The 25,909-nt window shown below is 54.9% G+C and carries 18 protein-coding genes and 1 riboswitch; of the genes, 14 read left to right on the top strand and 4 right to left on the bottom strand.

Annotated elements, in window-relative coordinates:
• Positions 1 to 163: 163 nt before the first annotated feature.
• The 10 genes from MKY64_RS04535 (at position 164) to MKY64_RS04580 (ending at position 17,343) form a co-directional block, all read left to right on the top strand.
• Positions 164 to 1,669, top strand: coding sequence for an ABC transporter substrate-binding protein (locus MKY64_RS04535; protein WP_340951212.1), 1,506 nt, complete (start codon positions 164 to 166; stop codon positions 1,667 to 1,669).
• Between the two features lie 91 nt (positions 1,670 to 1,760).
• On the top strand, positions 1,761 to 2,687 hold the full coding sequence (locus MKY64_RS04540; protein WP_036731566.1) for an ABC transporter permease: 927 nt from the start codon (positions 1,761 to 1,763) through the stop codon (positions 2,685 to 2,687).
• Positions 2,688 to 2,716: 29 nt separating this feature from the next.
• Positions 2,717 to 3,634 carry a carbohydrate ABC transporter permease gene (locus tag MKY64_RS04545; protein ID WP_036731568.1) on the top strand — a complete coding sequence of 306 codons (918 nt, stop codon included), beginning with the start codon at positions 2,717 to 2,719 and terminating at the stop codon, positions 3,632 to 3,634.
• A 95-nt stretch (positions 3,635 to 3,729) separates the two neighbouring features.
• Positions 3,730 to 6,024, top strand: coding sequence for a glycoside hydrolase family 3 N-terminal domain-containing protein (locus MKY64_RS04550; protein WP_340951215.1), 2,295 nt, complete (start codon positions 3,730 to 3,732; stop codon positions 6,022 to 6,024).
• A gap of 17 nt (positions 6,025 to 6,041) precedes the next feature.
• Positions 6,042 to 9,185: an alpha-mannosidase gene (locus tag MKY64_RS04555; RefSeq protein WP_340958013.1), complete on the top strand. Its 3,144-nt coding sequence runs from the start codon at positions 6,042 to 6,044 to the stop codon at positions 9,183 to 9,185.
• Positions 9,186 to 9,479: 294 nt separating this feature from the next.
• Positions 9,480 to 10,799 carry a glycoside hydrolase family 125 protein gene (locus MKY64_RS04560; protein WP_340951217.1) on the top strand — a complete coding sequence of 440 codons (1,320 nt, stop codon included), beginning with the start codon at positions 9,480 to 9,482 and terminating at the stop codon, positions 10,797 to 10,799.
• Positions 10,800 to 10,870: 71 nt separating this feature from the next.
• Complete coding sequence (locus MKY64_RS04565; RefSeq protein WP_209984869.1) at positions 10,871 to 11,869, top strand: glycoside hydrolase family 130 protein; 999 nt, start codon at positions 10,871 to 10,873, stop codon at positions 11,867 to 11,869.
• Between the two features lie 6 nt (positions 11,870 to 11,875).
• Positions 11,876 to 14,614: an alpha-mannosidase gene (locus MKY64_RS04570; RefSeq protein ID WP_340951221.1), complete on the top strand. Its 2,739-nt coding sequence runs from the start codon at positions 11,876 to 11,878 to the stop codon at positions 14,612 to 14,614.
• Positions 14,615 to 14,639: 25 nt separating this feature from the next.
• Positions 14,640 to 16,148 (top strand): beta-N-acetylhexosaminidase, encoded by a 1,509-nt coding sequence (locus MKY64_RS04575; RefSeq protein ID WP_340951223.1) that lies wholly within the window; start codon positions 14,640 to 14,642, stop codon positions 16,146 to 16,148.
• A 307-nt stretch (positions 16,149 to 16,455) separates the two neighbouring features.
• Entirely contained in the window at positions 16,456 to 17,343 is an 888-nt protein-coding gene (locus MKY64_RS04580; RefSeq protein ID WP_340951225.1) for a PhzF family phenazine biosynthesis protein, read from the top strand.
• Between the two features lie 21 nt (positions 17,344 to 17,364).
• Here the strand turns inward: MKY64_RS04580 and MKY64_RS04585 are convergent, their stop codons facing one another.
• Positions 17,365 to 17,952: an NAD(P)H oxidoreductase gene (locus MKY64_RS04585; RefSeq protein ID WP_340951227.1), complete on the bottom strand. Its 588-nt coding sequence runs from the start codon at positions 17,950 to 17,952 to the stop codon at positions 17,365 to 17,367.
• Between the two features lie 169 nt (positions 17,953 to 18,121).
• Here MKY64_RS04585 and MKY64_RS04590 point away from each other — a divergent pair, with 169 nt between their 5' ends.
• Genes MKY64_RS04590 through MKY64_RS04600 form a run of 3 tightly spaced genes read left to right on the top strand, consistent with a single transcriptional unit; the run spans position 18,122 to position 20,470 of the window.
• On the top strand, positions 18,122 to 18,493 hold the full coding sequence (locus MKY64_RS04590; RefSeq protein ID WP_036731582.1) for a winged helix-turn-helix transcriptional regulator: 372 nt from the start codon (positions 18,122 to 18,124) through the stop codon (positions 18,491 to 18,493).
• 36 nt (positions 18,494 to 18,529) lie between these two features.
• Positions 18,530 to 19,972: a cardiolipin synthase gene (gene cls, locus MKY64_RS04595; RefSeq protein ID WP_340951230.1), complete on the top strand. Its 1,443-nt coding sequence runs from the start codon at positions 18,530 to 18,532 to the stop codon at positions 19,970 to 19,972.
• Positions 19,973 to 20,020: 48 nt separating this feature from the next.
• Positions 20,021 to 20,470, top strand: coding sequence for a DUF1877 family protein (locus tag MKY64_RS04600; RefSeq protein ID WP_340951232.1), 450 nt, complete (start codon positions 20,021 to 20,023; stop codon positions 20,468 to 20,470).
• A gap of 77 nt (positions 20,471 to 20,547) precedes the next feature.
• Here MKY64_RS04600 and MKY64_RS04605 read toward each other — a convergent pair whose 3' ends face one another.
• From MKY64_RS04605 to MKY64_RS04615, 3 genes are all read right to left on the bottom strand, one after another.
• Positions 20,548 to 20,970: a GNAT family N-acetyltransferase gene (locus MKY64_RS04605; RefSeq protein WP_340951234.1), complete on the bottom strand. Its 423-nt coding sequence runs from the start codon at positions 20,968 to 20,970 to the stop codon at positions 20,548 to 20,550.
• Between the two features lie 200 nt (positions 20,971 to 21,170).
• Entirely contained in the window at positions 21,171 to 23,645 is a 2,475-nt protein-coding gene (locus MKY64_RS04610) for an MMPL family transporter (protein WP_340951235.1), read from the bottom strand.
• Between the two features lie 29 nt (positions 23,646 to 23,674).
• Positions 23,675 to 24,295, bottom strand: a complete 621-nt coding sequence (locus tag MKY64_RS04615; protein ID WP_036731586.1) for a TetR/AcrR family transcriptional regulator — start codon at positions 24,293 to 24,295, stop codon at positions 23,675 to 23,677.
• A 527-nt stretch (positions 24,296 to 24,822) separates the two neighbouring features.
• Positions 24,823 to 25,005, top strand: a riboswitch (cyclic di-AMP (ydaO/yuaA leader).
• A 533-nt stretch (positions 25,006 to 25,538) separates the two neighbouring features.
• Here MKY64_RS04615 and MKY64_RS04620 point away from each other — a divergent pair.
• Positions 25,539 to 25,895, top strand: coding sequence for a hypothetical protein (locus MKY64_RS04620; RefSeq protein WP_340951237.1), 357 nt, complete (start codon positions 25,539 to 25,541; stop codon positions 25,893 to 25,895).
• The last annotated feature ends 14 nt before the right edge of the window (positions 25,896 to 25,909 follow it).

Consider the following 25,909-nt stretch of genomic DNA (forward strand, 5'->3'; position numbering starts at 1 on the left):
GGTAAGCTTATTTTCTTTATTTCATACCTGAAAATCTATAGTTTCTCTTCTATTTGAAACTGCTTTCATCTTATAAAGTTAAGGTATAGCTCAAGGAAATCAGCAGCCGGATAGATCCGGTAAGCCGAAGGTCCGGACAGCTAATTAAAAGGGGGTACGGCAAATGAGTAAGAAAAAGAAACACTTCTCCTTGTTGTTGACAACGCTTTTAACCGTTTCACTGGCGCTAACGGCGTGCGGGGGGAACAGTAAGAACAATGCAGGCGGGGAAGCAGCTTCAGGCGGCAACAAAGCCTCGGAGGCTACCGAGAAGCCAGTAGAACTGATCTGGTACACGATCGGGCCGCCGCAGAAGGATATGGACAAGGTCCTTACAGAAGTCAATAAATACACACTTGAAAAAATCAACGCCACACTCGATATCAAAATGCTCGACTTCGGGGATTATACGCAAAAAATGCAGGTAATGGCAGCTTCTGGTGAGCCGATGGATATCCTGTTCACCTCTTCCTGGGCCTTCGATTATGTGCAGAATGCACGTAAGGGCGCCTTCCTGGAGCTCGATGATCTGCTGAAGAATCAGGGCAAGGGCATTGTGGATGCGATTGATCCGGCCTTCCTGGAAGGCTCTAAAGTAGACGGCCACAACTATGCGATTCCTGCGAACAAAGAACTTCCGGCTCAAGAAGTGTTCCGCTTCAATAAAGAGCTGCTCGACAAATACAAGCTGGATCTGACCAGCGTGAAGACGATGGCCGATCTTGAGCCGCTGCTCAAAACGATCAAGGAAAACGAGCCTGGAGTCACTCCTTACGCAATGGTGAAGGACTTCATGCCGATTATGCCTTTTGACTATGTAATCGAGAAGATGCCGATGGCGGTCTATATGGACACCAAGGACTACAAAGTAGTTAACATCCTGGAAACTCCAGAGATCAAGGAAGCGCTTAAGACGGTCCGCAAATTCTATCAGGCGGGTTATATCTCCCCTGAAGTAGCAACTACCTCGTCGGTAGATGACTTGTACAAAGCCGGCAAATGGTTCACTGACCGTGCATCCACCCAGCCGATGGCCGACAATCTGTGGTCTGCAAGCTACGGATATCCGGTCGTGTCCACACCAGCCAGCCAGCCTTATATCTACAACTGGTCGGTAATGGGCTCCATGCAGGCGATCTCCGCTAACTCCGAGTATCCTGAGAAAGCGATGGAATTCCTGAACCTGCTCAACACCGATCCTAAGCTGCGCAACATGATTGACTCCGGGATTGAAGGCGTACATTACGAGAAAGTCAGCGACAACATGATCAAGAACCTCCCGGATGCGAAGAACTACGACATGCCTACGTTCTCCCTGGGTAACATCATGATCAACTATCTGAATGAAGGCGACCCAGAGAACAAATGGGAAGAATTCAAGAAGTTCAATGATGCCGGTATCAACGCACCGCTGCTCGGCTTCAACTTCGATACGTCCAAGGTGACGAATGAAATCGCCGCTGTTCAGAACGTGAAGGAAGAATTCTGGGCACCGCTGATGACCGGATCTGTAGATTCGGAAGAGTACCTGACCAAGGCTAACGAGAAACTCAAAGCAGCCGGTCTGGATAAAATTATTGCCGAAGCTCAAACGCAGATCGACGCCTGGAAAGCAGCGAATAATAAGTAGCATTCTATTAGAGGATCGGGCGGGTGATTAGACTTGGCCCGATCTTTTTGTACTAACGGAAGAATTTTCCGGCATAGGAGGAACTAAGAGTATGGGGAAAATAGGAAAGTCCGCCAAAGATGTATTAAGAAATAAAGTGCTGCTGTTTATGGTTCTGCCGGGCACACTGTGGTTTTTATTCTTCTCTTACCTGCCGATGGTGGGTACGGTTATTGCGTTTAAGGAGTACCGCTTCAGCCGGGATGGCTTCTGGGCCAGCATCATCAACAGCAAGTGGGTCGGCTGGGATAATTTCAAGTTTCTGTTCAGCACCAATGATGCCTATCTGATCACACGCAATACCCTTTTATATAATATAGCCTTCATTGGCCTGGGCCTGATTCTGTCCGTGCTGATGGCGGTGGTGCTGTCCGAGATTGCCAATAAAAAACTAGCCAAGTTCTATCAGACAGGCATGTTCCTGCCGTATTTTCTGTCCTGGGTTGTTGTGGGATACTTCGCGTTCAGCTTCCTTAGCTCGGAGCGGGGGCTGCTTAATGCCATGTTCGGCAGCAATATCTCCTGGTACTCGGAATCGAAATACTGGCCGTTCATTATTATATTCGTATTCCTCTGGAAGGCCGTCGGCTATAACAGCGTGGTCTATCTCGCCGCAATTATGGGCATAGACAAGTCTCTCTACGAAGCGGCGATGATCGACGGAGCCAGCAAGCTCCAGCAGATCCGCAGTATCACGCTGCCGATGCTGAAGCCGATCATTATCATTATGACGCTGCTTGCGATCGGGAAGATTTTCTATGCCGACTTCGGGCTGTTCTATCAGGTGCCGAGAGATTCGGGGACGCTCTACAGTGTGACCAACGTCATCGATACTTATGTATACCGTGGACTTAAGACTACCGGCGAGATCGGAATGAGTACGGCTGCGGGCTTGTATCAATCAGTGGTCGGATTCGTGCTGGTTCTTACCTCTAATTACATCGTGCGCAAATTCGATAAGGACAGTGCATTATTCTAGGGAAAATGAAGGAAAGTGAGGTCATCCAAATGTCTGCTAATGCTGCGAAATCGCGCGATTTCCATCGGCTGTCGCCGGTACTCAATACCATCTTCAACTGTATCGCCGGAGGCTTTGCCATCCTGTGTATCTTCCCGTTCCTGTTCGTTGTCCTCATCTCGTTCACGGACGAAGGGGCGCTTGCGCGGGACGGCTACCGGTTAATTCCGGCCAAATGGAGTCTGGAAGCCTACAAATATGTATTTAGCTCAGGGGACACGCTGCTCCGTTCTTACGGAGTGACCATTGCGGTAACGGTCATTGGTACAATTGTCAGCCTGCTGATTATTTCACTTTATGCCTATGCCATTTCACGTAAAAGCTTCAAATACCGCAATTTCTTCGCGTTCTTTTCCTTCTTCACCATGCTGTTTAACGGCGGGCTGGTTCCGACCTATATTGTCGTGACTCAGATGCTGGGCCTGAAGGACAGCATTTGGGCGCTTGTTCTGCCGCTGGCGGTGAATGCTTTTTACATTATGATTCTGCGTACCTTCTATATTACCAGTGTGCCGGATGCGCTGATCGAATCGGCCAAAATCGACGGCGCCGGAGAGTTCCGCACCTTCCTGAAAATCGTGCTGCCGCTGTCCTTGCCGGGCCTCGCTACGATCGGGCTGTTCAGCACGCTCGGGTACTGGAACGACTGGTTCAATGCCCTGCTCTATATTGATAATCCGAATCTGGTGCCGCTGCAGTCCATGCTAATGCGCATTGAGACCAGTATGCAGTTCATTCTGCAGAATTCGCAGAACAGTTCATTAAGCCTTGAGGCCCTCCGCAACATGCCGCAGGATACCTCGCGTATGGCGATGGTGGTGCTGGCAACCGGACCGATTATTTTCGCGTATCCGTTTTTCCAGCGTTACTTCATTCAGGGTCTTACGGTTGGGGCGGTTAAGGAGTAGGCAAGTCCAAATGTTCACCGTAGTGACGACCAAGCTTCGAATCCAAATCTTAAATATATTTTATATAGATCATAAGGAGAGAGGGTGGAGCCAGGATGTTATATAGAGACCGTACACAGCCCGTCAAGGAGCGGACGAAGCATCTGCTCGGGCTGATGACGCCGGAAGAGAAGGTCGGCCAGCTGGTGCAGCTGTTCGGGTGGCAGACCTATGATCATACAGATGGAACGATTGAATTGACAGAAGACTTCAAGCGCCAGATCCGCGAAGGCGGTGTCGGCGCATTATACGGAACCCTGCGGGCCGATCCCTGGACAGGGGTTACGCTGGAGAGCGGACTGGATGCAAGGGCCGGAGCAGAGGCTGTGAATTCGATTCAGCGTTATGCGCTGGAGCATTCCAGGCTGGGCATTCCGCTCTTGATCGGCGAGGAATGCTCGCATGGTCATATGGCCATCGGGGCCACGATATTTCCCGTTCCGCTGCTGGTCGGCAGCACCTGGAATGTGGACCTCTACCGGGAGATGTCCCGGGCGGTCGCGCGGGAGACCCGTGCTCAAGGCGGAGCCGTGACGTATTCCCCTGTGCTGGATGTGGTGCGTGATCCGCGCTGGGGCCGGACCGAGGAATGCTTCGGGGAAGATCCGTACCTCATCGGCGAATATGCCGTAGCGTCTGTGGAAGGATTACAGGGCGACCGGCTTGACAGCGCGTCCAGTGTGGGGGCAACCCTCAAGCACTTCGTAGCCTATGGCAGCTCGGAGGGCGGCAGAAATGCCGGTCCGGCGCATATCGGCAAGCGGGAGCTGCTGGAAGTCGATATGTACCCGTTCCGCAAAGCGGTGGAAGCCGGTGCGGTCTCCATCATGCCGGCTTATAACGAGATTGACGGCGTGCCTTGTACCACGAACCGGGAGCTGCTGGAAGAGATTCTGCGCGGTGAATGGGGCTTCGAGGGAATGGTCATTACCGATTGCGGAGCGATCGATATGCTGGCCTCGGGTCATGATACAGCGGACAGCGGGGAGGATGCAGCCGTACAGGCGCTCTCGGCCGGGATTGATATGGAGATGTCTGGCGTCATGTTCGGCGGATATCTGCTGGAGGCGCTGCGCTCCGGGCGGCTCGACGAGAAGCTGGTGGATCAGGCGGCAGCGCGTGTGCTGGAGCTGAAGTTCCGGCTGGGCCTGTTTGAGCAGCCATATGCCGATCCCGATGTGGCAGAGCAGGTGATCGGCAGCGCAGAGCATGCGGAGCTGGCACGTAGCGTGGCGGCAGAGGGCATTGTGCTGCTGAAGAATAACGGAGTGCTTCCGCTGTCTAAGGACAAGGGGACGGTTGCGGTTATCGGGCCGAACGCCGATATTGGCTACAATCAGCTCGGCGATTACACCTCGCCGCAGCCGCGTGACCGGGTAACTACGGTGCTGGCCGGGATACGGGCCAAGCTTGCCGCGCAGCCGGAGCGTGTAGCTTATGCGCCGGGCTGCAGGATCAAAGACAGCTCCACCGAGGGCTTAGAGCTGGCGCGTAAGGTGGCAAGCGAAGCGGATATTATTGTGCTCGCCCTGGGCGGGTCGAGTGCCCGGGACTTCGGGGAAGGCAGCATCGATCTGCGGACCGGAGCCTCGAAGGTCACAGAGAATGCACTTAGCGATATGGACTGCGGCGAAGGCATCGACCGCATGTCGCTTCATCTGTCTGGCGTTCAGCTGGAGCTGATGAAGGAGCTGAAGGCGCTCGGCAAGCCGGCTGTCGTCGTGTATATCAACGGTCGTCCCATTACTGAGCCGTGGATCGATGAGCAAGCGGATGCTATTTTGGAAGCCTGGTATCCGGGTCAGGAGGGCGGTCATGCCATTGCGGATATCCTGTTCGGCGATGTCAATCCGTCCGGCAGGCTGACGCTCTCCCTCCCTGAGGATGTAGGACAACTGCCAGTGTATTACTTAGGCAAACGTTCCCGGGGAGTACGCTATCTGGAAGGGAATTCGCAGCCGCGTTATCCGTTCGGCTTCGGACTCAGCTACACCGAATTCAGCTATAGCGGACTACAGGTCGAGCCTGCGGTGATCACGGCTGACGGAACGGCTGAGGTTACTGTGGAAGTAGAGAATACAGGCTCCCGCAGCGGTGCGGAGGTCGTGCAGCTATATATTTCCGATCTGGTCAGTAAGGTGACTAGACCGGCCAAGGAACTCAAGGGTTTCCGCAAGATCGTACTGGAGCCGGGAGAGAAGCAGAAGGTAAGCTTCACGCTGAATGCAGAGCATCTGAGCTATATCGGGACGGACTATAAGCTGGTGGTCGAGCCGGGAGGCTTCCGCATCGGGGTCGGCCGGAATGTGAATGATACGCTGAATACAGATCTTACGGTCATGGAGGATTAGACATGGAGCAGATAAACATCGAACGGATTAACCGGTTCATTCGGGAATGCTCACAGCAGCAGTGGCTGGAATACCGGGTGCTTGATGACTGGAAGGTCTACTCCACTATCTACCGGCAGCCGGGCCACTATGACGAAGCACAGCCTTATTCGGGCAGCGAATCGTTTGGATTGTTTCCGAGCGTGCAAGGTACCACCTATTACTTCCGCACTACTCTCGATATCCCGGCGGACTGGACCGATGCGGACACCGGGCTGATCTTCCACTCCGGCGGCGAAGGGCTGCTGCGTGTGAACGGAGCCTCGCGGCAGGGGATTGACCGCAATCATACCTATGCTTCCCTGAACCCCGAGACGGGCGGCAGACACCCGGAGATTGAGATTGAGCTCTATGATCCGATCCCTGAGCCGGATGATCCGCTCAATAAACAAGCGGTCATTCAGCCGCCGGTCCGGTCCATTACCGCAGCGCTTGTCAGAGTGAACCTGCCCGTGCAGTCGCTGATGTACACAGTGACCGTCATCCGGGATTCGATGCTGCTGCTGCCGGAGCAGGATTTCCGGCGTGTCCGCATGCTGGAGGCGCTGCATCAGGCGATGGATGCTTACGTGAATCTGGAGCCTGGCGATTCTCTCGATCGTAACGTAATAGAGGCGATTGAGCAGGCGCTGGCCGCCAGAGTGCGGGCCATCGGCGGCAACAGCGAAGGCTTCATTCATATGATCGGGCAGTCGCATATCGATATCGCCTGGTTATGGCCGACCCGGGAGACGGTGCGGAAGACCAGCCGGACCTTCTCGACGGTACATGCCCTGATGGAGGAGTACCCGGAATACCGCTATGCCCAGAGCCAGCCGCAGCTGTTCGCTTATCTGAAGGACAATGATCCCGAATTATACGCGAAGGTGAAGGCGCGGATTCAGGAAGGCCGCTGGGAACTGGTCGGCGGCATGTGGGTCGAGCCGGATCTGAATATTCCGAGCGGGGAATCGCTGATGCGGCAGATGCTGTACGGGCAGCGCTTCTACCAGGAGGAGTTCGGACAGCAGTCCGAGATTGAATGGCTGCCGGACACCTTCGGCTATTGCGCCTCCCTGCCGCAGATCCTGAAGCACGGCAAGGTCCGTTACTTCATGACCACGAAGCTGGGCTGGAATGACACGAACCTGTTCCCGTATGATCTGTTCCACTGGGTCGGAATTGACGGGACAGCGCTATTATCTTATATGAACCATGGCGTGAATGAGAATACGCTGCCGAAGGATATCCACGAGCACTGGCAGTCCTACCGCCAAAAAGCTGTTCACAGCGAGCAAATGCTGCTCTACGGACACGGAGACGGCGGCGGCGGCGTGACGCGGGAGATGCTGGAATACCTGTCGCGCTCGGAGCTGATGGTAGGTCAGCCTGCCTCCGGCTACAGCACGGCGGCGGATTTCTTCGCAGGCATCGAGCAGGCAGCACCGGATCTGCCGGTCTGGCAGGGCGATCTCTACCTGGAGCTGCACCGGGGAACCTATACGACCCATGCACGGAACAAGCGTAATAACCGCAAGGCCGAGATTCTGTACCGGGAAGCGGAGCTATGGCAGACTCTGGCTGGACACCAGCTGACACCGCAGCGGCGGGAAGAGGTAGGTGAGGCTCTGCATGAAGGCTGGAAGCTGATTCTGCTGAACCAGTTCCATGATATTATTCCAGGCTCATCGATTCCCGAGGTCTATGAGACTTCGGAGAAGGAATACAAGAACATCTTTGTCCTTGGGGAGAGTACCTTGAAGTCCGTCATGGAGGCTGCCGTAGCGGATATTGATACCCGTGGAGAGGGACAGCCTTATGTCATCCTGAACGGACTGGGCTGGACCCGGGATATGGTGGTCGAGCTTGCGGTTGCTCCTGGAGCAGCGCTTAACGCTCCGGCTGTATATGACGGGAACGGAACACAGCTTCCGGCAGAGCTGACTACAGCAGAAAAGCAAACGGTGCTGCGTGTTCGGGTGCCGGAGGTTCCGGCGTTCGGGTATGCAACCGTATGGCTGCGGGAAGAGGAACAGCCGGGGGCAGATGCATCGGATGCAGGCAATAACTCAATTTCTGCCGCGAACTCCGCTACGTTCGAGGATCGCTGGGAGACCTGCTACTACTGGCTCCAGCTCAACGAGCTGGGCGAGATCATCAGCCTGTATGACAAGGAAGCCGGGCGTGAGATTGTGAAGTCCGGCGAAGCGCTGAACCGGCTGCATTTCTTCCATGACCGTCCGATTCTCTGGGATGCCTGGGATATCGACAGCCGTTATGAAGAGCAGCCTGCCGGAGCAGCGGTACTGCTGGAGAAGCGGCTGCTGTCCACAGGTCCTGTCTGCGATGTACTGTTCTTCCGCTGGAGTCTAGGCCAATCGGAAATACAGCAGGAGCTGATCCTGTATCACGCTGACAAGCGGATCGACTTCAAGACGAAGGTGCAGTGGCAGGAAGCCCACAAGCTGCTGAAGGTTGGCTTCCCGATTGATGTAGTGACCAGCAAGGCCACGTATGAGATTCCGTTCGGCGCACTGGAGCGGACCACGCACCGCAACACTAGCTGGGAGCAGGCACAGTACGAGGTCTGCGGACACCGCTATGCCGATGTGTCGGAGCATGACTACGGGGTCAGCCTGCTGAACGACTGTAAATACGGCTATGACACACAGGGCAGCACCATCCGTCTGTCCCTGCTGCGCGCTCCGCGCTGGCCGGATCATTCGGCCGATCAGGGAGAGCATGAATTCACCTATTCGCTCTACCCGCATACCGGGGACTGGCGTTCGGCGCATACCCAGCGCAAAGCCGCTGAGCTGAACCATGCTTCGTATGCTGTAGCCTGCGAGGCAAGTGAGGGACAGCATCCGTCCACTGGCTCCTTCCTTCCCTACGAAGGGAAGCAGGTAGTGTTGGACACGGTCAAGCTGGCGGAAGACGGAAGCGGCAGTATCCTTCGGCTGTACGAATCAGCTGGTGGACGCGAGACCGTGCGGATCAGCTGGCCGCTACCGCATTCCGCTATCTATCTGTCCAATGCACTGGAGGAAGAGACTGAGCTGCTGCCGGATGAAGACGGCGTGCTGACGCTAGACTTCCACCCGTTCGAGATCAAGACGATTAAGATTATTCATGCTGAATAGAGGCACATGAGGGGCTGAGCGTAAGATTCTCGGATAGTTGCAGAACGTACACTTAAAAACAGTGGAAATGCATTCTTTTATCGTATAAGTGTATTCTGTACAACTAAAACTGCCCCAAAACGGGAGAAGGAAGATTCGGCGGATGTTTAAATGTACGAAGTACAACTAAACGTGAAATTGGTGATCAATCAGGCGTTTTAGTTGTACCAATTACAATTAAGCTTATCGCAACTCCCACTCCCATCAAGAAATTCAGCTTCCAAAAAATAGATTAGCAAGAAGGAGACTACTACCTTGGAACAATTCAGACTTCCCCGCATCGAGATGCCGGAGCTTACGCTGCCGTCATCCATTCAGGCCGTGCTGGCCGACGCCGAAGCGAAGCTGGCCTACCGGCCCAAGCTGCAACGGCTGTTCCGCAACTGCTTCCCGAACACATTGGAGACGACCACCAAGCTGCTTGATGACGGAACTACCTTTGTGATTACGGGGGACATCCCCGCCTGCTGGCTGCGCGATTCAGTGGAGCAGGTCATTCATTATGTGCCTTTTGCCGCGGAAGATGCTGATCTGCAGCGGATTATCGGCGGGCTGATCAAGCGCCATACGGAGTATGTACTGATCGATCCTTACGCCAACGCGTTCAATGAATCGGCCAATGACTGGCACTGGAATGCCGCCGATGTGACCGAGATGTCGCCGTGGGTGTGGGAGCGCAAATTCGAGATCGACTCGCTGTGCTTCGTGATCCGGCTGGCCCATGCTTACTGGGAAGAGACGAAGCAGACCGATTTCTTCACCGCCGATTTCAAAAAAATGCTCCGCGTCATTACCGACCTGTTCAAGCGCGAGCAGCATCATGCCGAGCAGTCCCCTTACCGCTTCACGCGAAACAACGGGATTATGGAGGATTCCATCCGTAACGGCGGCCTGGGAATGCCCGTGAATTACACCGGCATGATCTGGTCCGGCTTCCGCTCCAGTGATGACGCCTGCGATTTCCACTACAACATTCCGGGGAACATGTTCGCCGTGGTGGCGCTGCGGCAGATGCAGGATTTTGCCGAGTGGGTCTTCCGGGATCTGGATTTCCTGGCTGAGCTGAAGGAACTGGAGCAGGAGGTCGATCACGGCATCAAGCTGTACGGCACCTACCGCCACCCCGAATTCGGACCGATCTACGCCTACGAGACAGATGGATACGGCAACTATAGCCTGATGGATGACGCCGGAACACCGGGCCTGATGTCCATTCCGTACCTGGGCTATTTGAACAATGACGATCCGGTCTACCAGAATACTAGACGCTTCGCGCTGAGCAAGGAGAATCCATTCTACTTCGAGGGCAAAGCTGCCAAGGGAATCGGTAGTCCGCACACCCCTCCGGGCTATATCTGGCATATGGCGCTGTCCATGCAGGGCATTACCGCAGACAGCAAGGAAGAGCGGCTGGCGGTAATCGCTATGCTGGAAGCGACCGATGCCGATACCGGCTACATGCATGAAGGCTTCCACGCCGACGATCCGTCCGTGTTCACCCGCAAGTGGTTCGCCTGGTCGAACAGCTTGTTCTCGCAGCTGATTTTGCGGGCGCTGAAGGAAGACATTCTCTAAACATACGGTCCGGCACGTAAGAGGCGGTCCTGGTAATATACTATTTTTTCACAGATAAAGGAGACCTGAGCATGAGTACAATTATTGGAGAAGCACTACCGAACATCCCTTGGCAGGAGAAGCCTGAGGGCACGAATTCCCCGGTGTGGAGATATTCCGCCAACCCGATCATTCCGCGCAACGCCATTCCGAACTCGAACAGTGTGTTCAACTCGGCGGTCATTCCCTTCGAGGGCGGCTTCGCTGGTGTGTTCCGCTGTGATTCGCGGTCGGTCAGCATGGATATCTTCGCGGGCTTCAGTGAAGACGGCGTGAACTGGAACATCAACCATGAGCCGATCGTATTTGAGGGCGATGAAGAGATCACCAAGCGCGAGTACCGCTATGATCCGCGTGTCTGCAAGATTGACGACCGTTATTATGTCTCTTGGTGCAACGGCTACCATGGCCCAACGATTGGACTGGCGTACACATTCGATTTCAAAACCTTCCATCAGCTGGAGAATGCCTTCCTGCCGTATAACCGCAACGGAGTGCTGCTCCCGCGCAAGATTGGCGGCAATTATGCGATGCTCAGCCGTCCGAGCGATACCGGGCATACGCCGTTTGGCGATATTTTCTATAGTGAGAGTCCTGACCTGACCTTCTGGGGCAAGCACCGCTATGTGATGGGTACGGTTGACGGTGACGCTTCTGCTTGGCAGTCCAAGAAGATTGGTCCCGGACCGATTCCGATTGAAACCGACAAGGGCTGGCTGCTGATCTATCACGGCGTTATCAACACCTGTAACGGATTCGTCTACCGCATGGGTGTCGCGCTGCTGGATCTGGATCAGCCTTGGAAGGTAAAAGCCCGCTCGCGCAACTATATCCTCGGCCCGGAAGAGCTGTATGAATGTGTCGGCGATGTGCCGAACGTGACGTTCCCTTGCGCGGCACTGACCGATGCGGCTACCGGACGGATTGCCATCTACTACGGCTGTGCGGATACAGTGACAGGACTGGCCTTCACGACCGTGGATGAACTGATCAGCTATATGGATGAATATCCGCTGGAGATTGAGGGGTAACCGGTTATGACTACTAAACAGACGGCACATATTATCTCGCATACGCATTGGGACCGGGAATGGTATCTGCCTTATGAGCGCCATCATATCCGGCTGATTCAACTGGTGGACACATTGCTGGACACGCTGGAGCAGAACCCGGATTTCCGCAGCTTTTTCTTCGACGGCCAGACGATTATCATCGAGGATTATCTCCAGGTCCGTCCGGAGAACCGGGAGCGGCTCACGCGGCATATCCGTGAGGGACGGATATTTATCGGACCTTGGTACATTCTGCAGGATGCGTTCCTGACCAGTCCGGAAGCCAATGTACGTAACTTACAGCTAGGACATCAGGATGCGGCAGTCTATGGGGAAGTGTCCAAAATCGGCTATTTCCCGGACACCTTCGGCCTGACCGGACAGATTCCGCAGCTTATGCAGCAGGCCGGCATCACTAACGCCTTTTTCGGGCGCGGAGTGAAGCCTACGGGCTTCAACAATATGGTCTCCGATGACGGCTATGAATCCTCGTTCTCGGAGCTGGTCTGGGAAGGGCCGGACGGCTCGCAGGTGCTGGGCATCCTGTTCGCCAACTGGTATTCTAACGGGAATGAGGTTCCCGTCGAGCTTGATGAGGCACGCCGCTACTGGGAGCGCAAGCTGGGCGATGCCCGGCAGTATGCGGCGACCGATCAGCTGCTGTTCATGAACGGCTGCGATCACCAGCCGCTGCAGACCGACCTTCCGGAGGCAATCCGCACAGCGGAGAAGCTACACCCGGAGGTCAACTTCGTTCACTCGAACTTCCCGGACTATATCAAGGCAGTGGAAGCTTCGCTGACTGGCCGCAGCCTGTCCACGGTGAAGGGCGAGCTGCGCAGCCAGCGCACGGACGGATGGGGAACGCTGGTCAATACCGCCTCCGCCCGGGTGTACCTGAAGCAGCTCAACCAGCGCGGCCAGGCCATGCTGGAGAAGGTAGCCGAGCCGTTGGCTGTTATCGCGGGGCTGCACGGCGGGGAGTATCCGCAGCATCTGCTGGATTATGCGTGGAAGACGCTGCTGCAGAACCATCCGCATGATTCCATCTGCGGCTGCAGCGTGGATGAGGTGCACCGCGAGATGGTCACCCGCTTCGACAAGAGCTACCACACCGCCGAAGGCATCGTGGCGGATAGTATGCAGGCGATCACCGCAGCGGTCGACACCTCCGGCTTCGCCGCTTACGGCGAAGAGGCCCTTCCGCTCATTGTAACCAATACCAGCGGCTGGAGCCGCACCGGTACGGTGACCATAGAGCTGGATGCGGCCCGCCAGTATCTGCGCGAAGGACTGCCGCTGGAAGAGAATGCCCGGCTTATGAAGGCTGTGGACCTGGCCGGACGGGTCCTGGTCGATGAACAAGGCCAGCCGATTCCTTGTACGGTGGAGGATCTTGGCCTGTCCTTCGGCTATGATCTGCCGGATGACCGGTTCCGCCAGCCTTATAGCTGCCGCAAGGTGCGTCTGACCTTCGCGGCGGCGGATGTGCCTGCCCTGGGACTGCGCACCTATGCCTGGGTCCGCCCTGTTGGGGCGGCTTCCGCTCAAGAAGCCTCATCGCTGGTTCGCGGCGGACGTGTGCTGGAGAACGACACGCTGCGCGTCGAGGTTATGGCTGACGGCTCCTTCACACTGGAGCATAAGCCTAGCGGCAAGATCTATCGTGACCTTGGTGTCTACGAGAATACCGGTGACATCGGGAATGAATATATGTACAGAGCGCCTGCGGGCGAAGTGCCGCTGACGACTCTGGGCCTTAACGCGGATATCGCTGTTATTGAAGATACGCCATACCGGGCTTCCATCGAAATCACCCATGAATGGGAGATTCCGGCTTCGGCCGATGACCTGCTGGAAGGAGAACAGCGGGCGCTGGTCTATTATCCAGAGCGGCAGGCTAAGCGTAGTGCCGATACTGTAACCCTTAAGCTGCGGACGGTCTTGAGACTGGAGCGCAGCGGCAAAGGGCTGGAAGTGAAGAGCTTCATCAGTAATACCGCTAAGGATCACCGCCTGCGGATGCTGTTCCCGGCGGATCTGGCCGCAGCCTCACACCGCGTAGATTCGATGTTCGAGCTGGCGGAACGTCCGAACGAGCCGGCGCCGGAATGGCAGAATCCCAGCAATGCGCAGCATCAGCAGTGCTTCGTGGATGTTGCCGGGGAGAACGCAGGCCTCACGGTCGCTAACCTCGGATTACACGAATACGAGATTCTGCGGGATGCCCGCAATACGATTGCCGTTACGCTGCTCCGCAGTGTCGGCGAGATGGGCGACTGGGGCTGGTTCCCAACGCCGGAAGCCCAGTGCCTGGGTGAACAGACAGCGGATATGCTGCTGCTGCCACACAGCGGGGACACCGTAACCTCTGGTGCTGCCGCTGCTGCCTACCAGTTCCAGATTCCGTGGACCTCGGCGCAGGCAGAGGTTCATACAGGGACGATTCCCGCCGTGTATTCGGCCGTCCGCTGGAACGGCGGGACCGCTGCCTTCTCCTCCATGAAGCTGAACAAGGAGCGCGGCGATGTGCTGCTCCGCTGGTTCAACCTTACGGAACAGCCTTGCGAGCTGGAACTGGAATCTGTGCTGCCGGTTGCCGCCTTCTATACTTCGAATGTACTGGAAGCAGAAGGTGAAGAGCTTCAGCCTGAAGGCACGGCTTCGCTTAAGCTTCCGCTTGGTGGACATCAGATTAGCACGGTCGGCCTCCGGCTGCGCTGATTCACGCAAAGAAGGAAGAGGTGAGATGAGTATGGATATGAATATGGATGAACCATTAGATCAGAACGTCTCCGATACCTGCCCGCTCACCAGTGTACAGCAGCAGATTACAGCGGCATCCGGGGAGCCATGGCGGGTGTCTGCCGGGTCCAAAGCCCGGATTGTAGACAATGCCAGATCGGATAATAACCGTGTTCTGAACGAAACAGTCTTTATTGTGCTGGGTGAATACTCGGGCATTCTGACACCCGCTGACCAGATCATGACTATTGTTCATGGGGAAACGCAGACACCCGCTTCGGGCGATATCGTCATTGAACTGACGGATCATGAAGCTGTGGAAGACACGGACAGCAAGGAAGCTTACGTCATTGACGTCGGGAATTATGCGAAGATTACCGCCTCAAGTGAACGGGCCGTGATGTATGGTCTGCGGACATTGCTGCAGCGGCTGGCAGATGAGGGTTCCGTGTCCTGCGGTACCATCACCGATTCCCCTGTCATGCCGGAGCGGGCGCTGCATATCGACATCGGCCGCAAATTCTACAGCGAAGACTGGCTCCTGGAGCGGATCAGAGAGATGTCCCGGCTACGGCTGAATACGTTGCAGCTTCATTTCTCCGAGAACGAAGGCTTCCGGCTGATGAGTGAGAGCCATCCTGAGGTGGTGTCAGATCACTATTTAACCAAGCAGGAAATGAAGGCAATTATCCTTACGGCACAGAGATATCATGTGGATATTATTCCTTCACTGGATTCACCGGGGCATCTGGGACAGGCGCTCCGCACTCATCCCGAGTGGCTGCTTAAGGATGCAGCGGGAACTCCGGCTCCGGGGGCGCTGGATATTACGAATCCGGCCGCCCGCCGGTTCGTGCTGGAGTTGATTGACGAATACGCGGAGTTATTTGCGGGCAGCCGCTATTTTCATATCGGAGGGGATGAATTCATCAACTTCGCGGAGTTCGATAAGTATCCGCAGCTCGCGGAGTATGCCCGGAATGTCCTGAACATCAGCGGCGGCACGGGCGTGGACACTTATATTGATTACCTTAACGAGGTCGCTGAGCATCTGGAGTCGAGAGGCTGGACGGTCCGTGCCTGGAATGATGGCCTCTATCGTGCGGATCAGACCCAGCGGGTCGCGCCCAAGCCGTCCATTCAAATCACGTATTGGACGAAGTGGCATCCGATGATGGCCCCGGTGGAAGACATTCTCGCCAAGGGACATCAGGTGATTAACTACAACGATGGCTACTTGTACTACGTGCTGGGCGAAAATGCGGGCTATAAGTATCCGACAGGCGAGAAAATCCGCGCCTCCTGGCATCCCGGCCTGTTCCCGGCCCGTACCGGAGAAGCCAAGCAGGAGTATACCGGAGCTTATCCGCGCGAACTCATCGGCACTACCTTCTCCATCTGGAGTGACAAGCCGGAGGCGCAGACCGAAGCGGAAGTGGCCGCAGGCCTCCGCGGCCCGCTGCGGGCGATGGCGGAGTTAGCCTGGTTGGGGAAGCAAGATGCGGGTGAGTAGATGGCTGAATAAATAGCTTAGTAGACAATAGTATTGCTTTCTATGATTGCAGCAACGGATACCGTCCGCTTCACAGGGACTTGTCCGTTGCTGTTTTTTTGCGTGAATTGGGAAAAGCGAACACAATGGGCAGTGCGAGGGTACGTGGGCCCAATGTAGTCGAAAAACCGACCACATTGGGCACGCGCGGCGTCCATGGACTGAATGTATGCAGAAAACCGAACATATCATGATGCCTAAATATCTAAAATTCACATTATATACATTTATGCTATCATATTACTCAAAAAAGACAGGCGGTGCAGGTGTGCAGAACATCAAAGTCTATCATTACGATGCGTTCAGCAGCATTCCGAACAAGGGGAACCCGGCAGGGGTTGTCCTGGACGGCGAGGGGCTCACGGAGCAGCAAATGCAGGAGATCACAGCGAAGGTGGGTTTCAATGAGACGGCGTTTCCGTTAAAATCCAACCTGGCGGATCTCAGAATCCGCTATTTTACCCCGGGGCATGAGATTAATCTCTGCGGCCACGGGACCATGGCGTTGTTATATGCCATGAAGACCAAGGGTCTGCTTGGAGACGCCAGCGAGCTGACCATCGAGACCAAAGCAGGAGTCTTGCCCGTCCGTTTCACAGAAGATCACGACAACCTCTATATGACGATAAGACAGGCCAGTCCCCAGTTTCAACCCTTTAACGGATCGCTTGAGGACCTGGCCCGCTCGATCAGCCTTGAACCCGGTGATATTGATCAGACCCTGCCGACCATGTACGGCAGCACCGGAACGTGGACCTTACTGGTCCCGGTCACAAGCCTTGACGCCTTCACCCGGATGGTGCCGGACAACCAGCGGTTCCCTGAGGTGCTGAAGGAGATGCCCCACTCGTCCATCCACCCGTTTTGTCTGGAGACGTATGATCCTGAGGCGCATATGCACGCCCGCCATTTCTCCTCCCCGTTCTCTGGGACCACCGAGGACCCGGTGACTGGCACCGCCTCCGGGGTGATGGGGGCTTATTATTCCAGGTACATCGGCGGACAAGGACAAGCCTCCTCCTTCGAGCTGCTAATTGAGCAGGGCCTTGAGATCGGCAGGGACGGTAGAGTGCAGGTGTCCGTGTCGGACAACGGCAACACTATAGAAGTGACTGGCAATGCAGTTTATGTGAATGAATTTGATGTGATGCTGTGATTTCCTCATTCCTGTGATGTGTCAGTTCTCTCCCTTGCTATAATGTAATCCCGCCTGATAGGCCTGTTCCAGCAGCGCTTCATAATGCGCGGGCGGCGAATCCAGGGTCTCGTAAAAGAACTCAACCTTGGAGTCTGTGATTCCGCAGTAATCGGCAATTCCTACGTTCAGCAGACGCGTAGTGGCCTCATCATAATTACGTTTCTTCACCTGCTCCTCCGATACGCCTGCCAGAGCCAGCCATAGCGCACGATAATCATGCAGATTACTTGTGCCGTAGGCAACCCTGTTGTTCAGCACCCGGTCGATATACCCCTTCAGCATGGCCGGCAGATGCCACCACCACAGCGGAAAAACAAATGCCAGGCCGTCATGCTGCCGCAACCGCTCCATTTCCCGCTCTAATTCAGGAGAATAGGGCTGTTCCTGTTCACCTGCGGTCATATTGAGTTCCTCTCTCCCCTGTAGAACAGGGTCAAATCCTATCCCATGCAAATCCAATATCTCATAATCATGGCCGGCCTGGCTCAATCCCTCTGCGAAACGGCGGGCGACCTGGAAGGTCAGGGAATCTTGTCTTGGGTGTGATACGACGATTAATACGCTCATGCTTGTATCTTCACTACCTTTCTTAATAGCAGGTTTGTAGCCATGTTCCTTGGCTGATGCTATTATAAACAGGAATAAAATAATCCGGAAGTACGCACTTTGCTGTTCTATAGGAAGGTGTATGTTCCATAGGAACATTGAGGTACCCTACATAATGGAGGCAGAAGCAATGACTGAACAGAATGGCGATAGCGTTCCCAAAAAGTACAAAGTAGGCGTAGAGGCGGCGCTGGAAGTGATGGGCGGCAAGTGGAAGCCGTTAATTATCTACCATCTTATGACCGGACAGAAGCGAACCTCCGAGCTGCTGCGGCTCATTCCGGGCTTAACCCAGAAAGTGCTGACTGCCCAGCTAAGAGGGCTGGAGAACGATGAGATTATCTCACGGACCATCTACCAGGAGATTCCTCCCAGAGTGGAGTATGAGCTGACGGCCTACGGCTGGGGGCTGAAGCCTGCGCTGGACCTGTTATGCTACTGGGGAGAGGAGCATCTGGACAGGATCCATGGCGACAGGTCCAAGGTGCTGGAGGACTTTTAGGCAGCAGAGAGAGACAGAGAGAAAAGGGGAAAGAGCATGGAATTTGCAAGTCTAACCACAGTCGTCACCCTCATTAACATCATTCTGGCCCTGGGCTTTCTGTTCATTGAGCGCAGGGAGGCGGGGTACACTTGGGCCTGGCTGATGGTATTGTTTTTCATCCCGATTCTGGGATTTGTCTTGTATATCTTCTTCGGACGCAATCTCAAAAAAAAGAATTTCTACAAGCTCTTCATCGAGGAGCAGGAATATGTCCAGGCCGAAGCCGACAAGCAGCTGGCAGCCTTCGCGGAAGGGGCGGATGACAGGTCGCAGCTGCTGACGAACTATGCCCAGCTCATCAACATGAATATCCGTTCGTCGCACGGCCTGTTATCCAGCGATAATGAGATTGTTATTTACAGTGACGGCCATCAGAAGTTCGCCGCGTTATTCGAGGATATCCGCTCTGCCCGCGCAGAGATCAACATTCAGTATTACATCATTCAGCCGGACCGTCTGGGCCGGGAGCTGAGGGATATGCTGATCGTGAAGGCCATGGAAGGCGTGAAGGTGCGGCTGTTATATGATGAAGTCGGCTCGAAGCGGATTTCACGGCATTTTTTCAGAGAATTACGTGCAGCAGGGGGCGAGGTTGAAGTGTTCTTCCCGTCCCTGCTCAAGCCGCTGAACTTCCGGATCAACAACAGGAATCACCGCAAGCTGTGTATTATTGACGGAAGCATCGCCTATATCGGCGGCTTCAATGTGGGGGATGAGTACCTGGGGCTGGACAAGAAATTCGGCTATTGGCGGGACACTCATCTCCGGATCACCGGTAACGCCGTCAGCCATATTCAGGGCAGATTCATCCTGGACTGGCATCAGGCGGGGATGCATGAGCGCGGGGATTACGGGGAATTCGTCTTCAACATGGAGCCCCATACAGGGACAAGCCCGGTGCAGATTATTACAAGCGGCCCCAATTCGTCCACTGAGCATCTGAAGAATATGTACATCAAGCTTATTTTATCGGCTAAAAAAAGTGTGTACATCCAGACCCCGTACTTCATACCGGACACCAGCTTCATGGACGCCTGCAAAATCGCCCTGCTCTCCGGAGTCGATCTGCAGATCATGATCCCTAACAAGCCTGACCATCCGTTCGTGTATTGGGCCACCTGGGCGTATGCCGGAGATCTGCTGAATTACGGGGCCAAAATCCTGCTCTACGAGAATGGCTTCCTGCACGCCAAAACGATTGTCGCTGACGGAGAGGTTGCTTCTGTCGGAACGATGAATATCGATTCGCGCAGCTTCCGGCTGAACTTCGAGGTGAATGCCATTGTGTATGACCGGGCGATTGCGGAACAGCTCCAGGACATTTTCCTGAATGATACCAGACTGTGCTCGGAGCTTACGGTTGAACGGTATGCGCAGCGCTCGCTGGTGATCAAGCTGAAAGAGGGGATTTCCCGGCTGCTGTCACCTATTCTGTAAGGAGAGTGGAGCGCGGGCAGCCGTACCTTATATAAGGAGGAATGACAAATGGGGATGCTGGGTCAATATGTCATGGTGGATGAGGATACGCTGGAGCGCATGATGGAGATGGACGGTTCAGAGCTGATGAATACGCTGGAGAAGCTGATTGAAGGCGGAAGTGAATATTACGATATCGACAAGCTGTGGGAGGAACTGCATCTCGCGCTAACCGGAGTCTCGGCCAGTGAACCTATCGAAGGCGATCCGTTAAGTGAAGCTGTTGTCGGGGTCCATGTGTTTGAGGTGGAAGAGGAGGACGGGTTCTTCGCGTGCACCGAGCAGGATGAATTGGAGGACATTATTGCGGCGATGCAGCAGGTGGACTTCGATCAATTGAAGACGAGTGGTGTAGCGGAGGAGCTGAGGGCAGCTTTGAAGGGTGAATTTGCAGGCCTGCTGGACTTCTACGGGAAGGCGCTGGCGGGCGGGAAGCACGTGATTTTCAGTGTGGCTTGAACAATCCTCCTTGCTTTGCTTACAGAAACGGTACTGTCCTTGTCAAAAGGAGGTACCGTTTTTGCTTAGAGTGAGAATTACGGCTGCAATTTTTTTTGAAGATAATATTTCGTCTGGCCTTCGCGGGGACAATCTTTGATCTCGCCGAAGATCTCATACCCCTGCTTCTGATAAAAAAACGGCGCCTGCCAGCTCATCGTGGTCAACTCGCTTACCTTACAGCCGCGTTGCCTAGCTCTGTGCTCCAGCTCTTCCAGCAGGGCCTTGCCGAGTCCATGGCCCCTGTAGGTGGGGTCAACGGCCAGTAAGTGCACGTTCAGGATATTCCAGACGATATCCCCGGTAATGCCGCCAACGAAGACTCCGTTCTCGTAGGCGGCGAGGGAGATCACCTCGCGCTGATAGGGCGGAATGCTGCTGTCCATGCGGCGGCTGTGTTCCTCCAGTAAGCGGGAGATTTCCTGCTGATTCTGAGCAAGGTCGAGTTCTATAATGTTCATGGGTACTCCTCCTTAGTATTTGAATTCAATTATAGCCATTATATCAAAATAGAGCCTGCGGACGATGCCGCAGGCTCTATTTGTACATGGAGAACGGCGGGAGTGCCGTACGTTATTCCGGGGAGATGTACATGTCTTGGGGTCCCGCAAAGTACCTGACTATTCATCGAAGCCAGGTCTCCGCTTTGTGTGTGGCGAGTTTAGTGCTTGTGTCCGCTCCCGGCATTCAGTTTGGCGATCAGCTTATCGCCTTCGACATCGAGATTCGGCAGCAGGCGGTCCAGCCATTTCGGCAGCCACCAGGCTTTGTCGCCGAAGACGGCCATGACGGCCGGAACGAGCGTCATCCGGATGATGAAGGCATCGATCAGGATGCCGAAGGCCAGCGCGAAGCCGATCTGCTTAATCATCGCATCAGGGGCGAAGATGAAGCCGGCGAAGACGGACACCATGATCACACCTGCGGCCAGTACAACCCGGCTGGCCAGATCATAGCCGTGAATAACACTGTCCTTGCCATGGCGGCCGTGGACATAAGCTTCACGCATGGAGCTGACCAGGAAGACCTGATAATCCATAGCGAGTCCGTACAGAATACCGGTGACCAGGATCGGCATGAAGCTCAGCAGCGGTCCGCCGGTATCGAAGCCGAACAGCGAATGCAGCCAGCCCCATTGATAGACGGCGGTGGTTACGCCGAAGGTGGCAATAATACTTAACACGAAGCCGACGGTTGCTTTGATAGGTACGATAATGGAACGGAATACCAGCAGCAGAATGATCAGCGACAGGATCACGATGATCCCGATGTATACAGGGAAGGCATCGGACAGCTTCGAGGACATATCAATATTGATGGCGGTGAAGCCGGTCACGCCAAGATTAATATTGTTGCCGGTGGTGAGTGCGGACGCCGGATCGCGCAGCTCCTGCACCAGGTCTCTGGTTGCGGTGTCAGTGGGACCCGTCTTCGGAATTAGGCTGATAATGGCGATATCGCCGGTGGGACTGACACCGAGCGGAGAGACCAGGGTCACATTATCGTGCATTTGCAGCTCCTGAACCAGCTTGCCCAGGATCGGCATGGAGATCTTCTCAGACGGATTCTTTGTCTCAGCAACCAGCAGCAGCGGGCCGTTGAAGCCTTCGCCGAACCCTTCGGAGATGACATCATAGCTCTGGCGGGCCGGAGTATCCAGGTTCGCCGAGGCGCCGGATGGAATACCCAGCTCCATCTTGGTCACTGGAATGGCGGCTGTGCCAAGCACCAGCACCACCAGCACAATGATGGCCCAGCGGTATTTCACCGTGGCATTTGCCCAGCGGTGCGAGAAGCTGTGCTGCGCTTTTTTGGCAGCGGTGCTGTGCTTGGTCCGGGCTTTGGCGGTTACGATCCGTTCACCGACCAGGCCGAGCAGCGCAGGCAGCAGGGACAAGGCCAACAGGACATTGATCAGAACGCTGGCCGCAGCAACTAGGGCCATAGTAGACAAGAAGCCGATGCCGATGACGAGCATGCCGCATAAGGCGATAATAACGGTCAGACCGGCGAAGAATACCGCGCTGCCTGCGGTGCCCAGTGCACGGCTGGCTGCTTCGGCTGCGCTTAATTTCTCATCCAGGATCAGACGGCGCTGGCGGTTCACAATGAACAGCGAGTAGTCGATCCCCACGGCGAGACCAATCATCACGGCAAGAACCGGTGTAATATCGTTCATCTGGATCAGGCTGCCGAGGGCAAACGCACCTCCGACGCTAATGCCTACTCCGAGAAGTGCGGTCAGCAGCGGCAGCCCGGCGGCAACGACTGAGCCCAGCGTCATGAACAATACGATGGCAGCAACGGCTACGCCGATCGCTTCCGTGGAGCCGATGGCCGGCATGCTTTTGAGCGAGTCGCTTGGAATCGCGGTAATGCCTGAACCGGACTGTTCAACTTTGGTCACGGTATCGATGATGTTGTCCGGCACCTCCGATGGCAGAGATGTCTGCTGAACCGTGAACTGGAACTGGAACAGGGCAATGCTGCCGTTAGCCGACAGCATCACGCCGGGAACCGGAGCGCCGTCAACAATCAGCGGACCGAACGGTGCTGCCTGAGCAGCAGCGGCTTGACCCGCGGCGGCAGAAGGATCGGCAGTGGCTTGACCAGCGGTGGCGGAAGGATCGGTAGCGGCTTGACCAGCAGCGGCAGAAGGATCGGCAGCGGCTTGACCAGTGGCAGCGGAAGGATCAGTAGCGGCTTGACCCGCGGCGGCAGAAGGATCGGCAGCGGCTTGACCAGTGGCAGCGGAAGGATCAGCAGCGGCTTGACCGGCAGCGGCGGCCGCTGCTTGTGCTGCCAGTTCGGCAGGGTTGATGACATATTCCATGTTGTATACATCATTAATAGCTTTTAGAAGCAGCGCTGTACGCTCAGGCGTATCAAGACGCTCCCCGTCCGGTACAGTGAAGGCGATACTAGCCTGGCCTCCGGCCGCAGCGGGCAGCTCTTTTGTCAGCTTATCCAGCACCTTTTGCGACTCTGTGCCTTCAATTTTCATCTCGGAGCTGGATTGAATGCCGTTGACTCCAATCAGGGTGCCTACAACTCCGAGTACAATGATCCAGACTGCAATGAAGGCCCAGGGCTTAGCATAAGCCGATTTACCTAAGCGGTATAGAAAAGTAGACATGTAGTGGTTTCTCCTCTTTATCTGTGAATTTAGAAGCCGTTGCGTAAATAAGCAAACATGGAATTCAGGTATTGTTCAAACGGCATAGCTCCGGAGTCCCCGCTCTGCTGCTCACCCGGCAGCATGACGTTCAGCCGTCCGTCCAGGATAGGCACGAAGGCCCCATAGACGGCACCTACCAGCAGGTGGGTATATCCATCGGCATACCGTCCACGGGTGAACTGCTCCAGTGTCTCCTGGGCGGTGATCTGCAAATGCCGGAAGACATTGAGAATGTAAGGCTCCAGGGACGGATATTGATTAGCCAGGGAGACGAACTGCCGCAGCTTATGCAGGAACTCCGAGGTGAATTGCAGCTTCAGCAGATTGTACAGGGCATCGAGCGGTGTAGCATCCGACGGCAGAGCAGCCAGCGGGTTATTCTCTTTCTCTTGGACAGCAATAATGCCAATGAAATAGGCGGCGACTGCCTCCTCCTTACAGGAGAAGTAATTCGCAAAAGTCCGCCGGGAATATCCAGCCTTCTGAACAACATCATCCACAATGAAGCCATCCATGCCATGCTCAAGCGCAAGCTCGAAGGCCGCTACGGCTAAGGCATAGGCGGTGGCTTCCTTTTTTTTGTCCCGCAGATTCAGTTTGGAATTCAAAAGTAAATGTTCCTCCTTTCCCTGAAATCTATAAGTTCTAGAGAATCTATAGGTTCTATTATTGCTCAAAGGGAAAGATTGCACAATGAGCATCAAGTGACGAAAATGTGAATATTTTAAATTTGGAGTAATGGGCTGAGAAAGAAAGGTGGGGGTTAGGAGATTAAATTAGGAGGGCGTGGGGAAGGGAGTGGGAAGTAAGTGAGTAAATGAGGAGTGAGAGCTAGAGTGGGAGTAAGAGTAGGAGAGTAAGTGAGTAAGTGAGTAGGTGAGTATGTGAGTGAGTAAGTGAGTAGGAGAGTGGGAGGGGATTAGGTGAGCAAATGAGCAGTACGTGAGAGGAAGAGTAACATGGGTGTAAACAGACGATAGCGCGAGCAAATCCCCGGGCGGATAAGAGCAGAGCTGAAGAATGCGCCTTCATTCACGAAGGGACAGCATTATTGACTTCTTTTGTTATCCGTGAGGTTTTACATTAAATGGCTGCAGGCGTAAGATTCAATCAACAACCGAATGAAATGACACTGTTCTTGAAATGGCTGAATTCCGTAACGGGAACGGGGGAACCAACTGGTGCAGGTGGCTTAAGGATAGGCTGCTGAGTACCCGGGGTGAATCCTTGCCAGTGTGCTACTATGGCTCTGGTGAGGTAGGGCAATCTCGCTGCCCGAATCCGTCAGCTAACCCCGTAAGCCTCGAAGAGAGAGGATGAGCGCCATGATCGAGTAACCGACCACGGAGAGCCCTGCTGCTGCTGTGGTCTTTTTGCTGTGTAGGGAAGGGGATTAATCCCACTGAATGCCCTGAAAATGGGCTGGATGCGGAAATGAAGAGCACAAGTGCCCTTGAATCCAATTGCGCCTCTGCCATACACAACCAAGCAGCCTAAAGTGGAAATTAGGTGCATTAGTGACGGGGAGTAGCGAAATTAAATCTTATAACAACATTAATTAGTCATTTATATGCCGCAATAGTCTTTTTATGTACCACAATAGACAGTTTCCGCATCGCCACTACAGTCAGTTTTCTTATAGCCATATTACATTGAAAGGAGGGGGTTACCATCGCTACTGTATTTATCGTCTGCTTCTGGGTTGGACTTCTGCTTATTCTTAGTGGCAGCATTCATGGGCACGGTCTGGTAGGCCACCTGCATGTAGGGGGAGGGGATGCCGGGGGGCCGGGCTTTCTCCCGATTCTTCCGCTGATGGTGTTTGTCACCGTCTGGGGCGGCACGGGGTATATGCTTGTCAAGTACAGCGGGATGCAGCTGCTCGCCGTGGTACTGGTCTGTACCTTGATCGCCCTGCTGCCGGGCATCCTGCTCTACACGGTACTGGCCCGGGTGATGACCCGGTATGACAGCAGTATGAGTGAACTCGATTATGATCCGGCAGGCCAGCTCGGCTATATCAGCATCGCCGCAGCGGATGGGGCCGTGGGAGAGATGAAGTATGTGCTGCACGGGACCATGCGTTCCATCGGCGTGCGGGCCGAATCCGGTCAGTCGCTATTGCGGGGCGATCGGGTGATTATTGTGAAGACGGATAAGGGGATCGCAGCGGTCACTTTGTTCGAGAGGGAAATGGAACAAAACTAACGGGGAGTGTCGGA

This window comes from Paenibacillus sp. FSL R7-0210, assembly GCF_038009085.1.
GTDB lineage: Bacteria > Bacillota > Bacilli > Paenibacillales > Paenibacillaceae > Paenibacillus_AQ > Paenibacillus_AQ silagei.

What these genes read in the sequence shown, in the direction of transcription:
- MKY64_RS04590 (WP_036731582.1), top strand. Translation starts at nt 18,122, where the DNA reads ATGACTGAACAGAATGGCGATAGCGTTCCCAAAAAGTACAAAGTAGGC.
- MKY64_RS04585 (WP_340951227.1), bottom strand. Translation starts at nt 17,952, where the DNA reads ATGAGCGTATTAATCGTCGTATCACACCCAAGACAAGATTCCCTGACC.
- MKY64_RS04605 (WP_340951234.1), bottom strand. Translation starts at nt 20,970, where the DNA reads ATGAACATTATAGAACTCGACCTTGCTCAGAATCAGCAGGAAATCTCC.
- MKY64_RS04545 (WP_036731568.1), top strand. Translation starts at nt 2,717, where the DNA reads ATGTCTGCTAATGCTGCGAAATCGCGCGATTTCCATCGGCTGTCGCCG.
- MKY64_RS04575 (WP_340951223.1), top strand. Translation starts at nt 14,640, where the DNA reads ATGAGTATGGATATGAATATGGATGAACCATTAGATCAGAACGTCTCC.
- MKY64_RS04600 (WP_340951232.1), top strand. Translation starts at nt 20,021, where the DNA reads ATGGGGATGCTGGGTCAATATGTCATGGTGGATGAGGATACGCTGGAG.
- MKY64_RS04550 (WP_340951215.1), top strand. Translation starts at nt 3,730, where the DNA reads ATGTTATATAGAGACCGTACACAGCCCGTCAAGGAGCGGACGAAGCAT.
- MKY64_RS04565 (WP_209984869.1), top strand. Translation starts at nt 10,871, where the DNA reads ATGAGTACAATTATTGGAGAAGCACTACCGAACATCCCTTGGCAGGAG.
- MKY64_RS04570 (WP_340951221.1), top strand. Translation starts at nt 11,876, where the DNA reads ATGACTACTAAACAGACGGCACATATTATCTCGCATACGCATTGGGAC.
- MKY64_RS04610 (WP_340951235.1), bottom strand. Translation starts at nt 23,645, where the DNA reads ATGTCTACTTTTCTATACCGCTTAGGTAAATCGGCTTATGCTAAGCCC.
- MKY64_RS04540 (WP_036731566.1), top strand. Translation starts at nt 1,761, where the DNA reads ATGGGGAAAATAGGAAAGTCCGCCAAAGATGTATTAAGAAATAAAGTG.
- cls (WP_340951230.1), top strand. Translation starts at nt 18,530, where the DNA reads ATGGAATTTGCAAGTCTAACCACAGTCGTCACCCTCATTAACATCATT.
- MKY64_RS04620 (WP_340951237.1), top strand. Translation starts at nt 25,539, where the DNA reads ATGCTTGTCAAGTACAGCGGGATGCAGCTGCTCGCCGTGGTACTGGTC.
- MKY64_RS04535 (WP_340951212.1), top strand. Translation starts at nt 164, where the DNA reads ATGAGTAAGAAAAAGAAACACTTCTCCTTGTTGTTGACAACGCTTTTA.